The organism is Streptomyces sp. NPDC030021, from assembly GCF_055574035.1.
In genome coordinates, this window is sequence record NZ_JBVIAH010000008.1 from 36,604 (window position 1) to 50,323 (window position 13,720).

Annotated in this window: 13 protein-coding genes; 4 read left to right on the top strand and 9 right to left on the bottom strand. The window is 71.4% G+C overall.

Annotated elements, in window-relative coordinates; translation table 11 throughout:
- Positions 1 to 17: 17 nt before the first annotated feature.
- Positions 18 to 695 carry a two-component system response regulator AfsQ1 gene (gene afsQ1 / locus ACZ4YL_RS17355; RefSeq protein WP_063754818.1) on the bottom strand — a complete coding sequence of 226 codons (678 nt, stop codon included), beginning with the start codon at positions 693 to 695 and terminating at the stop codon, positions 18 to 20.
- A 188-nt stretch (positions 696 to 883) separates the two neighbouring features.
- Between afsQ1 and ACZ4YL_RS17360 the strand changes: the two genes are divergently transcribed.
- Entirely contained in the window at positions 884 to 1,582 is a 699-nt protein-coding gene (locus tag ACZ4YL_RS17360; protein WP_468117340.1) for a SigE family RNA polymerase sigma factor, read from the top strand.
- A gap of 155 nt (positions 1,583 to 1,737) precedes the next feature.
- Here ACZ4YL_RS17360 and ACZ4YL_RS17365 read toward each other — a convergent pair whose 3' ends face one another.
- The 4 genes from ACZ4YL_RS17365 to ACZ4YL_RS17380 are packed head-to-tail and all read right to left on the bottom strand — an operon-like array spanning position 1,738 to position 7,233.
- Positions 1,738 to 2,808 (bottom strand): C40 family peptidase, encoded by a 1,071-nt coding sequence (locus ACZ4YL_RS17365; protein WP_468117342.1) that lies wholly within the window; start codon positions 2,806 to 2,808, stop codon positions 1,738 to 1,740.
- 52 nt (positions 2,809 to 2,860) lie between these two features.
- On the bottom strand, positions 2,861 to 3,343 hold the full coding sequence (locus ACZ4YL_RS17370) for a poly-gamma-glutamate biosynthesis protein PgsC/CapC (RefSeq protein ID WP_030009641.1): 483 nt from the start codon (positions 3,341 to 3,343) through the stop codon (positions 2,861 to 2,863).
- Complete coding sequence (gene pgsB, locus ACZ4YL_RS17375; RefSeq protein ID WP_468117344.1) at positions 3,340 to 4,968, bottom strand: poly-gamma-glutamate synthase PgsB; 1,629 nt, start codon at positions 4,966 to 4,968, stop codon at positions 3,340 to 3,342. Before pgsB ends, ACZ4YL_RS17370 begins: the two co-directional genes overlap by 4 nt.
- A 6-nt stretch (positions 4,969 to 4,974) precedes the next feature.
- A complete protein-coding gene (locus tag ACZ4YL_RS17380) occupies positions 4,975 to 7,233 on the bottom strand; it encodes a HAMP domain-containing protein (protein WP_468117726.1) in 2,259 nt (752 codons plus the stop codon).
- 335 nt (positions 7,234 to 7,568) lie between these two features.
- Between ACZ4YL_RS17380 and ACZ4YL_RS17385 the strand changes: the two genes are divergently transcribed.
- Positions 7,569 to 8,462, top strand: a complete 894-nt coding sequence (locus ACZ4YL_RS17385) for a hypothetical protein (protein WP_468117346.1) — start codon at positions 7,569 to 7,571, stop codon at positions 8,460 to 8,462.
- Positions 8,463 to 8,480: 18 nt separating this feature from the next.
- Here ACZ4YL_RS17385 and ACZ4YL_RS17390 read toward each other — a convergent pair whose 3' ends face one another.
- Positions 8,481 to 9,182 (bottom strand): uridine kinase family protein, encoded by a 702-nt coding sequence (locus ACZ4YL_RS17390; RefSeq protein ID WP_078851016.1) that lies wholly within the window; start codon positions 9,180 to 9,182, stop codon positions 8,481 to 8,483.
- A 51-nt stretch (positions 9,183 to 9,233) separates the two neighbouring features.
- Between ACZ4YL_RS17390 and ACZ4YL_RS17395 the strand changes: the two genes are divergently transcribed.
- The gene (locus tag ACZ4YL_RS17395) at positions 9,234 to 9,584 is read left to right on the top strand and encodes a hypothetical protein (RefSeq protein ID WP_468117348.1); all 351 of its coding nucleotides are present in this window, start codon (positions 9,234 to 9,236) and stop codon (positions 9,582 to 9,584) included.
- Between the two features lie 85 nt (positions 9,585 to 9,669).
- On the opposite strand, the gene ACZ4YL_RS17400 is transcribed toward ACZ4YL_RS17395, so the two are convergent.
- The 3 genes from ACZ4YL_RS17400 to deoC are packed head-to-tail and all read right to left on the bottom strand — an operon-like array spanning position 9,670 to position 12,963.
- Entirely contained in the window at positions 9,670 to 10,566 is an 897-nt protein-coding gene (locus ACZ4YL_RS17400; protein ID WP_468117350.1) for an aldehyde dehydrogenase family protein, read from the bottom strand.
- Positions 10,559 to 11,995 carry an aldehyde dehydrogenase family protein gene (locus tag ACZ4YL_RS17405; protein ID WP_468117352.1) on the bottom strand — a complete coding sequence of 479 codons (1,437 nt, stop codon included), beginning with the start codon at positions 11,993 to 11,995 and terminating at the stop codon, positions 10,559 to 10,561. Before ACZ4YL_RS17405 ends, ACZ4YL_RS17400 begins: the two co-directional genes overlap by 8 nt.
- 5 nt (positions 11,996 to 12,000) lie before the next feature.
- Complete coding sequence (gene deoC / locus ACZ4YL_RS17410; protein WP_189970981.1) at positions 12,001 to 12,963, bottom strand: deoxyribose-phosphate aldolase; 963 nt, start codon at positions 12,961 to 12,963, stop codon at positions 12,001 to 12,003.
- Positions 12,964 to 13,207: 244 nt separating this feature from the next.
- Between deoC and ACZ4YL_RS17415 the strand changes: the two genes are divergently transcribed.
- Positions 13,208 to 13,720: hypothetical protein (locus ACZ4YL_RS17415; RefSeq protein ID WP_468117354.1), on the top strand; the 513-nt coding region annotated here is incomplete at its 3' end.

Below are 13,720 nucleotides of genomic sequence, written 5' to 3' on the forward strand. Positions count from 1 at the left end.
CGCGAGCAACGCGCGGATCACTGCGGTGAGTCCAGGCGGTAGCCGACGCCCCGGACGGTACGGATCAGGGTGGGCGAGGACGGCACGTCCTCGACCTTGGCGCGCAGCCGCTGAACGCAGGCGTCGACGAGGCGCGAGTCACCCAGGTAGTCGTGCTCCCAGACCAGCCGCAGCAGCTGCTGGCGGGAGAGCGCCTGCCCGGGCCGGCGGCTCAGTTCGAGCAGCAGCCGCAGCTCGGTCGGCGTGAGCTGCAGGTCCTCGCCGTTCTTCGTCACGGTCATGGCGGCCCGGTCGATGACCAGGGAGCCGAAGCTCGCCGAGTCGCTCGACTCGCGCTCGCCGCGGCGCAGTACGGCCCGGATCCGGGCGTCGAGGACCCGGCCCTGGACGGGCTTGACCACGTAGTCGTCGGCTCCGGACTCCAGGCCGACGACCACGTCGATGTCGTCGCTGCGCGCGGTGAGCAGGATGATCGGCAGCTGGTCGGTGCGGCGGATCCGCCGGCACACCTCGAAGCCGTCGATCCCGGGCAGCATCACGTCCAGCACGATCAGATCCGGCCGCTGCTCGCGCAGCAGTTTCAGGCCGTCCTCGCCCGTCGCCGCGGTGGCCACACGGTGGCCCTGGCGAGACAGGGAGAGTTCGAGGGCCGTGCGGATGGCGTCGTCGTCCTCGATCAGCAACAGGAAAGGCACGGGCTCATTCTGTCCCATCGGCAGTCGGGAGTTCGACCGTCGCGCGACGTGATCCTGTCGCGGCCCTGTCAGAAGTCGCTGTGACACGGCTGTGACAGTCGACGGACACCCCGGTTAAGTCGGCGGGGCAATCTTCTATCAACGCACAACGGACCGAAGCAGACACACTCCACGACGGGGGGCGCGAGATGAACACGCTGCACAGCACCACGACCAGCGCGGTTGTCACGCGGCTGCACGATGTGAACCGCCGGGCGGGTGTCCGTACGGTGGCGGTCGCCCGTCCCCGGCCGGCCCACGTCGTAGCCATTGACGCAAACCAGTACCAGGCGGTTCCCGCCGCCGAGCAGACTCCTTCCTCCACCTCGGAGGCGGAGTTCACGGCGTACGTCCAGGAGCGGCGTGCCGCCCTGTACGCGACGGCCTTCCACCTCACCGGCGACCGGTACGAGGCCGAGGACCTGCTGCAGAGCGCGCTGTTCTCCACGTACCGCGCCTGGGACCGGATCAGCGACAAGGCGGCCGTCGGCGGCTACCTGCGCCGCACGATGACGAACCTGCACATCAGCGCGTGGCGTCGGCGGAAGCTGAACGAGTACCCGACGGAGGAGCTGCCGGAGACGGCCTCCGACACGGACGCGATGCGCGGTACGGAGCTGCGCTCGGTGCTGTGGCAGGCCCTGACCCGTATCCCGGAGCCGCAGCGCACGATGCTGGTGCTCCGTTACTACGAGGGCCGCACGGACCCGGAGATCGCGGAGATCCTCGGCATCAGCGTCGGCACGGTGAAGTCGAGCATCTGGCGTTCGCTGCGCCGCCTGCGGGAGGACGAGGCGCTCAGCTTCGGCCGTGACGAGGCGGAGTCCTTCGAGGAGCTCGTCGCGTAACGCGGCACACACAGAAGCCATCGGGCCAGGGGGCCCGTCCTACGGGGGTGGGGCGGGGGCCGCGGGGGGAAAAGGCGGGATCGAGCGGACGGGGGTCCGCCTGATCCCGCCTTTTCATATGTCCGGTGCGCCCGCGGGCCGCGCGGACGGGCGGGTCACAGGCGCTTGGCGCTGCGCAGGGCGGCGGCGTAGTAGCCGTTGCCGTCGAGCCGGGAGGCGCCGCCCTTGTCGCCGATGGTGGGGCCGTTGGCCTCTTCCCGGCTCGATATGAAGATCTTGTGCCCGTCGGTGTCGTTGCCGAGGTACATGCCGGTGTGGTCCAGCCGGTCGCCGGTGCGCGCGTCGAGCTTGAAGAAGACCAGGTCGCCCGGCTGGAGGACGTCGACGGAGGCCGGCCGGTCCTGCGGTCCGACGCCCCCCAGGGCCAGGATGTCCACGCCGGCCTTCGAGCGGGCCATTCCGTTGGCGGTGCGCGGGAGTCCGTTGCCGCCGGTGTCGGAGGCCATCAGGGGGAAGCGGCCGCGGTAGCCGAAGACCGTGCGGATGAAGCCGGAGCAGTCCAGGGCCCGGTGCTTGGCCTTCTCCGGCTGTTCCGTGGTGCCGTTGCGGAAGGTGTACGGGATGCCGAGGTAGTCGTAGAAGTCCGACTGCTCCAGGCGGAGGTCGTTGCCCTCGGAGCCCTTCGGGTTGAGCGGTCCGAAGGCCGCGTCGCCCGCGTACTGGACGCCGGCCGCGTCCTTCTTGACCGGTGCCTGGTCCCCGTACTGGAAGGCGATGGCGAAGAGGTCGTCCTCCTCGCTCCCGTAGTACTTCTTGAACCAGTCCTGGAACCACTGCTCGCGCTCCGCGCCGCTGCGCCAGCTCTCGGGGAGCAGGCGGACCCAGTTGTCGGTCACGACACGGGTCTTGGTGGTGGCCGGCTCGGTGAAGGTACGGCTCTTGCCGGTGAGCGACGCCGTGCGCGCGCCGTCCGTGAAGGTGGCGAGGACGGCGCCGTCCGCGCCGCGCAGGACCGAGCGCTCCGGGTTCTTCAGCCGCTCCCACTTCTGGGCGCCCTGCTGGGCACCGGCCTGCTGCGCCTGGTCGGTGACGCGCAGCACCTCGGGGGCCTTGGCCTGTTCCTCTTTGCGCAGCTCGTAGGTGAAGTACGCGCTGCCGGCCAGCAGGATCCCCACGACGGCGGCGTGCAGGACGGGGCGGGTGCGGCGGGCGGGCTTGGCGGTCATCGGTTTGCTCCGGGCGGTGCGGGTGGTCGGGCCGGCGTCGGTCAGGCGTCGGTCAGGCGTGTGGCATGAAGCCGAGGAGGATGCCCGAGGTCAGGACGACGTACGTCATGAGGGTCGCGGAGCCGGTGGCGAGCAGGGTGGCGCCCTTGGGCTGGCGGACGAGCTGATAGGCGATCAGTCCGGGGACGATGAAGCCGAGGGTCTGGTTCGCGTACAGCAGGGGGAACTTCATCTGGAGCACGATCACCACCGTGGCCTGGAGGAGCACTCCGATGAGGACGACGGCGGCGAACAGGCGCTTGCCGTAGAGGATGACGAACTTCTGGGTGACGAGGGTGAGCGCGTACGTCAGGGCGGTGATGCCGACGACGAGCGCGGCGCGCTGCAGGTCCTCGATGAGGGTGAGCGCGAGCCAGCCGGGGGTGATCATGCCGCCGGGCGAGAGGTTCGTCGTCAGGTAGCAGAGCAGGGAGAACAGCAGGCCCAGCGCGATGCCGATCGCGGCGATCTCGGGGGTGAGGACTGCGGGGATCAACGGGGGTCTCCTGGGCTCTGCCACTGCGGGTTCGGGTCGGGCTCGTACGGGTGGGGCTCGTACGGGTGGGGCGGCCAGGGCTGCCCGTGCGGTTGCGGCTGCTGCGGGTGGGGGCCCTGGTGCCACGGTCCGTCCGGCTGCTGCGGGTACGGGCCCTGCCCCTGGTACGGGCCCTGCGCCTGGTACGGGCTCTGCGCCTGGTACGGGCCCTGCGCCTGGTACGGCGGCCGGCCCTGGGGGGCGGGCAGAGTGTGCTGCTGCGGCGGGTGGACGTACTGCCGCGGCACGGGGGGCTGCGCGAACCTGGCTTCCTGGGCGGCGGTGAGGTCGGCGTACGGGTCGAGGTGCGGGACGTAGCGCGGCTGGACGGGGGCGGCCTGCCGGGGTACGGCGGGCTCGCGGTCCGGGGCCACCGCGTGGTGCTCTTCCCCGTCGGGCTCGTCCTCGAAGCCGGGGAGTTCCGCCAGGTGCTCCAGGAGGATCTCGCCCTGGCCGTGGATGTTGCCGATGGCGACCAGCGAGGAGCTCTCGCCCAGGTGGCCGAGCAGCTCGTTCATGAACTCCTCGCCGTCGCGCTGGTCGCCGCCGAGGTCGACGGCGCGTCCGCGCCACTCGGCCGGGATCGCGTCGATGGCGCTCTTGGCCGGGTGCCCGATCACGAAGACCTTGTCGGGCATCAGGTCCGGGACGATCGCGCCCATCTGGCCGTTGCGCTCGACACGGTCAGGCCGGCAGTTGATCACGACGTTGAGGGGGCGGTCGACGGCGCCGAGGTCGAGGAGCTGGTTGATGTTCATCAGCGTCGACTCGGGGTCGTTCGCGGCGAAGACGTTGGCGAAGCGCACCCGCTTGCCGCCGGGGGCCACGTACCGCTCGACGGAGAGCACGCCGGGGTCCGGCGGGGCGTCGTACATCCCCTGGAGGGCGGTCTCGCGGTCGACGCCGAGGAGCTCGGCGACGGTGAGCGCGATGGCGACGTTCTCCTTGAAGGTGAACCAGCTGAAGCCGCGCAGCTCGTCGTCGCTGACCGTGTCGGGGTCGGCGTAGACGAGCGTGCAGTTCCTCGCGTCGGCCTCCTCCTGGAGCACGTGGAAGCGCTCCTTCTCGGCGGTGACACAGATTCCGCCGTGCGGCATCGAGCGCGACAGGGAGCGCGCGATGTCGTCGAGGGTGGGGCCCATCTCGGCGACGTGGTCCTCCCGGACGTTGCACAGCACGCCGATGGTCGACTGGATCAGCTTGGACTGGTTGATCTCCTGGAGTGCGGGCATGACCGCCATGCACTCCATGACCAGGGCGTGCGGCCGGTAGGCGGCGGCGCGCCGGACGATGCCGATCTGTTCGACGACGTTGGCGATGCCGAACTTCCGGTAGACGGGCTCCTCGGTGGCGTCCGGGTGGATGAAGCGGGCCGCGGTGCCGGTGGTCTTGGCGACCGTCACCAGCCCGCCGCCGCGCAGGGCGCCCGCGCACAGCCGGGTGATGGAGCTCTTGCCGCGGATTCCGTTGACCAGCACCCGGTTCGGTATGTGCGCGAGGTTGGCGTAGTGCCGGCGCTGCTCGACGACGCCCGCGACGAGCATGACCAGGCAGCAGAAGAGAAGCACGCAGTAGAGGAAGAGCACGGCGGATCAGTTCCTTCCGGCCGGGGTGGCAGGGCCGGGCGTCCGGCCGGTGCTGCCGCCGGCGGCGTCCCGTTTGCGCTGCTCCAGCAGCTGCAGTCGGATGACTTCGAGGCTGCGGGTGACGGCGCCGACCTCGTCGTGGTGGGTCGGGTAGACGACGGTGCGGCGGTCGCCGTCGGCCAAGGCCTCCGCACGCCGGGCGAGGTCGCGCAGCGGCCGCACCACGATGATGTGGATCCAGCCGAGGCAGGCCACGGCGCCCGTGAGGCCGAGCAGTCCGGCCAGGACGGTGCGGTTCTGCGCGGTGTACGCGGCGATCTCCAGGCCCTTGGCCGGCTGCCGGGTGACGACGGTCCAGTCCAGGGGCTGGGCCACGCCTCCGCCGGTCATCGGCGCCGCGGCGGCGATGGCGACGCCGCCGTCGCGGAGCAGGGCGCTCTTGGCGCGCGGGCCCTTGTCCGGCTTCTCGTCGGCGCCGCTCTTCCCGTCCGCGCCGGTCTTGTCGTTGGCGGAGCTCACCAGGGCGTCGAGCTCGGCGTCCGACAGCGGTGCGAAGGCCAGGTAGCCGTTGTTGCCGCCGATCACCCGGTGTTCGGCGTCGACGACGCGGACCTCGCCCAGGCCGGGCCGCTTGAGCAGGGCGTTGAGGAAGTCGATGCGCAGCTCGCCGACCACGGCGGCGCCGGCCAGGCCGGTCGCCTCGGCGTACTCGGTGATGACGGGCCGGTTGCCGCTGTCGACCAGGGTCACGGGCTGCTTCGAGGGGCCCTGGCCGGCGGGGTGGTGGGGCTTGCCGCCGGCGCGGGCCAGGACGGTGCCGTCGGCGTTCAGGACGTAGAGGGATTCGTAGCGTCCGTGCTGGTTCCGGGTGCGCTCCAGCAGCTTGGTCAGGTCGGCGGGGGTGGTCTTGTCGCTGATGACGGAGGCGGCGGAGGTGAGGTCGGCGTGTCCTTCGTTGAGGGCGCGGCGTACCCGGTCGGCCAGGGTGTCGGTGCGTTCGCGCTGGTCGTCGACGATCGTCCTGGGGACGGCGACGGAGGCCCCCGCGCGGTTGAGCGTCAGCAGGAGCGGCGCCGACCAGACCAGGAGCAGGATCCCGCACACCGCGAGGAGGGCGCGGGTCCCGATCCGGGAGCGGCGGCCCCCGCGAGGGCCCTCGGTCGCCGCTGCGGGCTCGCCGAGGAGCTGCCGGCGCAGCCGGTCGAGGGCGGCGCCGATGCGGGCGGCCTCGCCGTACTTCGGCACGGTGACGGGCCGGTTCAGGTCGCCGCGGCCGATCCGGCGGCTCTCCAGGAACAGCCGGAGCAGCGGGCGCTGCACGGTGGTCACGAGCAGGGCCACGGCCAGTGCTCCGAGCACGAGCAGGGCGGCGGACGCGGCGATCCAGAAGAAGGAGTCGACGGCGGTGGAACGTTCCTCCGCGACGCCGACGAACGAGACGACGGTCAGGCCGAGGGCGGTCGCGTCGGTGCCCACACCGGGCTGCGAACCGGTGAGCTTCGCATAGCCGGCCACCGAGCGGTGACCGTCCCTGGAGTCCCCGAGGAGGCTGCCGCTGACGCCCGCGAAACCGCCGGAGCCGGGTTCCTTGGCCTGGAGGGGGTGCTGCGCGGCCTTCTGGGCGACGGTCTTCGCGAACTTCGCGAGCTGCTTCTTCTCCTGCCCGGAACCACCGACACCATCGCTGCCGAGGACCTGGCCGGAGGAGTCGAGGACGGCGATGGCGCGGGACCTGCCCAGGCTGACGCCCGGGACCTTCAGGCTGCTGGAGGCGACCAGGAGCTGCTGGGGGCGGTCGGGCCAGGACAGCAGGGCGAGGGTGAGCAGGCGGGTCTCGCCGTTCTCCAGCCGGACCATGCGGGGGGCGAGGCCGGACTCCCCGTCGAGCGCGGTCAGGTCGAGGGCGGTCAGCGGGAGGTTCTCACCGCGCTGCGCCTCCAGACGGCCCGACTTGATCTCGATCACGGCCGTGCCGCGCCACTTCTGGTAGACGCTGCCGAGCTTGTCGAGCACGGAGTCGGGCGAGACCGGTTCGCCGGAGCTGAACAGGGAGGCGGTCCTGCCGATGTCCGTGATGCTCTCGTCCAGGGAGGCGCGCAGGGCGATGGCGCCGTCCTCCGCGAAGTACTGCTGGGAGGTGAGAACGGCAGGCGGTACGGTCTCCCTGCCCACGTGTCCGAGTTGGAACGCGGTGAGGGCGGCGAGGGCCAGCAGCAGGGCGGACAGGGCCGCGATGGGCGGACGGATGCCGCCCAGCAGCGACATGTCGGCCCGAAGGCGGTTCCGGTGCCGCCGCTTCGGTCGCGACGCGGCCAACGCGGGCTCCTCTTCGTTCTGTCCTGGAGCCGGTGCGGCCTAGGGAGTGTGATGATCTGGGCTTACGGGGCGCGGCGGGTGCCGCGAGGGCCTCGGGGCGTCCGGTCAGCGCGGGCCGGTCCGCCGGCGGCGCCGGGTGGCGGGCTGGCCAGGACGAAGAGCGGAGGGACGGAAACCGGAGTGCATCACTCCGTTATTTTCGTATGACTATGAGCGCTCCACCGACCAGGCGAATAACGATTGCGGTTCTGTGCGGCGTTTTCATCGCCCTTTGTGCCGTTTTGATGCTTCGGCCGACGAGCTCGGGAAGCGCACCGCCGGCCCGCCCGGCCGGCCCCGCTCCCCAGCGCTCCGCCGACCCCGGCCTGGAGCGGCGGATCGCCGGCTTCACCGCCGGCTTCAGCGAACGCGGCGGGTACCGCACCCCCACGGACCAGGAACGACTGGCGTTCACCAGGGCGTTCGCCCACCTGCTCGACGGCGATCCGGAAGCGGCGCGGACCGGCTTCTCCGAGATCGACTTCACCCTCCGCACCGTCACGGACGGCACCGGCGGACGCCGGTACGCCGAGGTGGCGGACGGGGTGAGTGAATCGGGCCACACCAGCCGCGGCTGGGGCCGCTTCTACGTCGACCTGGACCGGCCCGCACGCTGGTCGGTCCAGGTCCCCCACCCCGTCGCCGACAGCCGCACCGAACTCCTCGGGGCACGGGTGCTGCGCGGCGCACCCGGCGGGGTGCTGGTGCTCGCGGGCGCCCACCGCGATGCGGGCGAGGACGGGGCGGCGGACGTCGCACACCGCGACGACTCGGTCTTCCACGCCGTGGTGGAGGAGCTGGCACGGCGGAACCTGCCGGGGGTCCAGCTGCACGGGTTCGCCGACGAGTCGTTCCGCGGGCGCGACGCGGTGGTCTCCACCGGAGCCGGCGACAGCGCCCTGGCGGACGCGGAACAGCTGACCGCCGCGCTGCGCCGCGACGGCCTGGAGGTCTGCACGGCGTACTCCGCGCGCTGCAAGCTCGCCGGCCGGGAGAACGAACAGGGCCGGACCGCCGCCGACCGGCAGTCCGGGTTCCTTCACGTCGAACTGAACAAGACGCTCCGCGGCGACGACCGCGGCCTCGACCGGGCCGCGGCCGCGATCACCACCCTGACGGACCGCTGGTCCCGCCGGTAGGGGTCCCGGCGGCTGGGCCTACGCCGGGGTCGTCGCGCGGTGGCGGCCCGCCGCGGCCGCCGCCAGGCGGCCGAGCGCCTCGTCGCCGGCGCAGGCGTGCGCGCCCAGCGCCACGTGGCGGGCCACGATGCCGCGTTCGGCGCGCATCAGCCGCAGGCCCCTGCGCAGCAGGAACGGCACCGACTTGCGGCCCTCCCGCAGGTCACGGGCCAGCCTGCGGCGGAAGGTCGTCGAGGGGCGCCCCCGCAGGCAGATGGCGTCCGCGAGGAGGCCGAGTTCCTGGCAGCGGGCGGCCACGTCGGCGGCGAAGATGCCCTCCGCGATGAACAGCGGGGTGCGGGCGATGTCGAGGCTCTCGGTGCCCGTGCGGGAGCTCGTCGCGATGTCGTAGACGGGGACGTCGGTCCGCCCCGCCGCGCACAGTTCGGCGATCGCGGCGACCGCCGCGTCCGCGTCCCAGGACAGCGGGGAGTCCCAGTCGATGTCGGAACTGCCGTCGACGAGCGGGAGGGTGGGGTCGACGCCCTCCTTGTAGAAGTCGTCGAGGCGCAGCACGGGCAGCCCTGAGCGGGCGGCCAGCGAGGATTTTCCTGAGCCCGACGGACCGGTCAGCAGGACGACACGGGTCGGCGAAGTAGAGGGGGAGCTCACGGGACACCAGTCTGAACCATTCCCCCGGGTAGGGGATCCTCCCGGTGGCCGGTTGGTGTCCAGGAACACACCTCAACTACGCTGCGTGCGCACGCGACCACGACCTCAGGCGGGATCTCCATGGCACGTCACGCAGCCCCTTCCCTTCCGAACCGGCTCCGCAGCGCCGGACTGACCGTCTCGATGGCCGGTGCGGCCCTGGCGCTGGCCGCGGGCGGGGCGCAGGCCGGTGAGCTCGACGTTCCGGCGGCCCTGGCCGGGGTCACCGACCCGATCGCGAACCTCAAGGTGAACCCGCTCGCCCACACCGGCGTGGACCCGCTGGACAACGGCGTCGCCACGAAGGTCGCCGACTTCCCGTCCGTGGGGACCGGGATGGTCACCGGCATCCTGACGCAGGGGCCCTCGGTCGGCGAGCTGCCGACCGCCGCCGCCTCCTCGCTGCTCGGACCGGTGCTCCCGAAGAAGTAGGCACGGCGAAGGGCGCGAGACCGGCCCCGGCAGCGCGGGGGACGCTGCCGGGGCCGGTCTCGTACGGGGGCCTGTCCCAGGAGGACTAGTACGACGAGCCGCCCGCGCCCAGCGACCCGGTGGGGTGCCAGACGGTCTTGGTCTCCAGGAACGCCGTCATGCGGGAGGTGCCCGGGTCGGCGCTCCAGTCGTCCACAGGCTGTGGACGCAGGACGCGCTTGAGGTTGTCGGCCGCCGCGATCTCCAGCTCCTTGGCCAGCGCCGTATCGGCTCCGGCCAGGTCGATCGCGTTGACGTCCTGGTGGGACGCCAGGTGCGGGCCCATCTCGCCGGCCTTGCCGGACAGGATGTTGACCACGCCGCCGGGCAGGTCGGAGGTGGCGAGCACCTCGCCCAGGGAGAGGGCCGGCAGCGGGGCGTTCTCGCTGGCGATGACGACGGCGGTGTTGCCCGTCGCGATCACCGGGGCGATCACCGAGACCAGGCCCAGGAAGGACGACTCCTGCGGGGCGACGACCGTGACGACACCGGTCGGCTCCGGGGTGGAGAGGTTGAAGAACGGGCCCGCGACCGGGTTGGCCCCGCCCACGATCTGGCCGATCTTGTCGGTCCAGCCCGCGTACCAGACCCAGCGGTCGATGGCCGCGTCGACGACCGCGCCAGCCTTCGACTTGGACAGGCCCTCGGCCTCGCCGACCTCGCGGACGAACTGCTCGCGGCGGCCCTCCAGCATCTCGGCGATGCGGTAGAGGATCTGGCCGCGGTTGTACGCGGTCGCGCCGGACCAGCCGCCGAAGGCCTTGCGGGCCGCGACGACGGCGTCACGCGCGTCCTTGCGGGAGGACAGGGGGGCGTTGGCCAGCCACTTGCCCTTGGAGTCCGTCACTTCGTACACCCGGCCGCTCTCGGAGCGGGGGAACTTGCCCCCGACGTACAGCTTGTAGGTCTTGAAGACGTTCAGACGGGTCGACGACTCAGACATCGAGGTAGCCCTCCAGGCCGTGGCGGCCGCCCTCGCGGCCGAAGCCCGACTCCTTGTAGCCGCCGAAGGGCGAGGTCGGGTCGAACTTGTTGAACGTGTTGGCCCAGACGACTCCGGCGCGGAGCTGGTTCGCAACCGCCAGGATGCGCGAGCCCTTCTCCGTCCAGATGCCGGCGGACAGGCCGTACTGGCTGTTGTTGGCCTTGGCGACGGCCTCGTCGGGCGTACGGAAGGTCAGCACGGACAGCACCGGGCCGAAGATCTCGTCGCGGGCGACGGTGTGCGCCTGGGTGACGTTCGTGAAGAGCGTCGGCGCGAACCAGTAACCGGAGGACGGCAGCTCGCACGCCGGGGACCAGCGCTCGGCGCCCTCGGCCTCGCCGGTCTCCGCGAGCGCGGTGATCCGGGCGAGCTGCTCGGCGGAGTTGATCGCGCCGATGTCGGTGTTCTTGTCGAGCGGGTCGCCCAGGCGCAGCGTGGAGAGGCGGCGCTTGAGGGAGTCCAGCAGCTCGTCGTGGATCGACTCCTGGACCAGCAGGCGCGAGCCCGCGCAGCAGACCTGGCCCTGGTTGAAGAAGATGCCGTTGACGATGCCCTCGACGGCCTGGTCGATGGGGGCGTCGTCGAAGACGATGTTGGCGCCCTTGCCGCCCAGCTCCAGGGTGACCTTCTTGTCGGTGCCGGCTACGTGGCGGGCGATCTTCTTGCCCACGGCGGTCGAGCCGGTGAAGGCGACCTTGTTGACGTCCGGGTGCTCGACGAGGGCCGCGCCCGCGTCGCCGTATCCGGTGAGGATGTTGACGACACCCTTGGGCAGGCCCGCCTGGCGGCAGATGTCCGCGAAGAACAGCGCGGAGAGGGGGGTCGTCTCGGCGGGCTTCAGCACGACGGTGTTGCCGGTGGCGAGCGCCGGGGCGATCTTCCAGGCCAGCATCAGCAGCGGGAAGTTCCACGGGATGACCTGGCCGGCCACGCCGAGCGGGCGCGGGTTCGGACCGTAGCCCGCGTGGTCGAGCTTGTCGGCCCAGCCCGCGTAGTAGAAGAAGTGCGCGGCGACCAGGGGGAGGTCCGCGTCGCGGGTCTCCTTGATCGGCTTGCCGTTGTCCAGGGTCTCCAGGACGGCGAGCTCGCGGCTGCGCTCCTGGATGATCCGGGCGATGCGGAAGAGGTACTTGGCGCGCTCGGAGCCCGGCAGCGCGGACCAGGAGGCGAAGGCCCTGCGGGCGGCCTTGACGGCGCGGTCCACGTCGGCGGCGCCCGCCTGGGCGACCTCGGCGAGGACCTCCTCGCTGCTCGGCGAGACGGTCTTGAAGACCTTGCCGTCGGCGGCGTCGGTGAACTCACCGTCGATGAAGAGCCCGTAGGAGGGGGCGATGTCGACGACCGAGCGGGACTCGGGAGCCGGTGCGTACTCGAATACAGATGCCATGGTGATCAGTCCACCGTCACGTAGTCGGGACCGGAGTAACGGCCGGTGCTCAGCTTCTGGCGCTGCATCAACAGGTCGTTGAGCAGGCTGGAGGCGCCGAAGCGGAACCAGTGGTTGCTCAGCCAGTCCTCGCCCACGGTCTCGTTGACCAGGACCAGGAACTTGATCGCGTCCTTGGTGGTGCGGATGCCGCCGGCCGGCTTCACGCCGATCTGGATTCCAGTCTGCGCGCGGAAGTCGCGGACGGCTTCGAGCATGAGCAGGGTGTTCGCCGGAGTGGCGTTGACCCCGACCTTGCCGGTCGACGTCTTGATGAAGTCGGCGCCCGCCAGCATGCCGATCCAGGAGGCACGGCGGATGTTGTCGTAGGTCGACAGCTCGCCGGTCTCGAAGATGACCTTCAGGCGTGCGGCGCTGCCGTCCTCGCGGACGCAGGCCTCCTTGATGGTCCTGATCAGCTCGTACGTCTCCAGGTAGCGGCCGGCGAGGAAGGCGCCACGGTCGATGACCATGTCGATCTCGTCGGCGCCGGCGGCGACGGCGTCACGGGTGTCCGCGAGCTTGACGGGCAGGGCGGCGCGGCCGGCCGGGAAGGCGGTCGCGACCGAGGCGATCTTGACGTCGGCGCCGTTCAGCGCGGCCTTCGCCGTGGCCACCATGTCGGGGTAGACACAGACGGCGGCCGTCATCGGGGTCGTACGGTCGGTCGGATCGGGATTGACGGCCTTGGCGGAGAGCGCCCGGACCTTGCCCGGGGTGTCCGCGCCTTCCAGCGTCGTCAGGTCGATCATCGAGATGGCCAGGTCGATGGCGTACGCCTTGGCCGTCGTCTTGATCGAACGGGTGCCGAGGGAGGCCGCGCGGGCCTCCAGGCCGACAGCGTCGACGCCGGGCAGCCCGTGCAGGAAGCGGCGCAGCGCACTGTCGGACGTCGTCACGTCAGCGAATGCGGTGAGGGTGGTGGGCATGGTCACCAGATGAGCATATCTACGCGCGTAGCGACCTGTCACCCCCGCCCCGGAATCCGCTATGGAATCGACACCTCCACTCTCCGTTACAAGCCCATGACAGGAGCAAGATCGTCCGCGCGAACAAGATCCGCAACTTTGTTCTCAGCAGCCCGCCAGACACTCACCCGGCTCTCACCGACAGAGAAAACCGCGGCATGCGACTCTCCCCCACTTTCCTGAGACAACGCTTCAAGGAGTCGTTATGCGTACCGCCCTCCGTGCCTCCATCTCCACCGCCGCCCTCGCCGGTGCCCTCCTCGCCCCGGTCGCGGGCACCGCGTACGCGGCCGCCCCGCAGGCCGTCCCGGCCGCGTCCGTCTCGGGCAACGACCGCGAAGCGGGCACGCGGATCGACATCACGCCCGGGTTCGCCGCGATGGTGCGGCACACCGCCGACGGCCCGGAGGCCGAGATCCTGGCCCTCGGTTCGGGGGAACCGGACACCTTCCCGACCCGCTCCCTCGGGGTGCTGACCCCGGGCGGGCCCTCCATCTCGGCCAACGGGCTGGAGCTGAAGCTGGTCAAGAGCGGCAAGAGCCACGCCCTCACCGCGACCAAGGGCGGCGCGACCAAGTCCTTCCCGCTGCCGGCGGCAGCGACCGGCCCGACCGACTGCACCTCCGAGGTCAAGCAGGTCGACCTGGGCGCCGGACTGCAGGCCGACCTGACCATGTCCCCCAAGGGCCCCAAGGTCGTCATGCACGACAGCGACCCC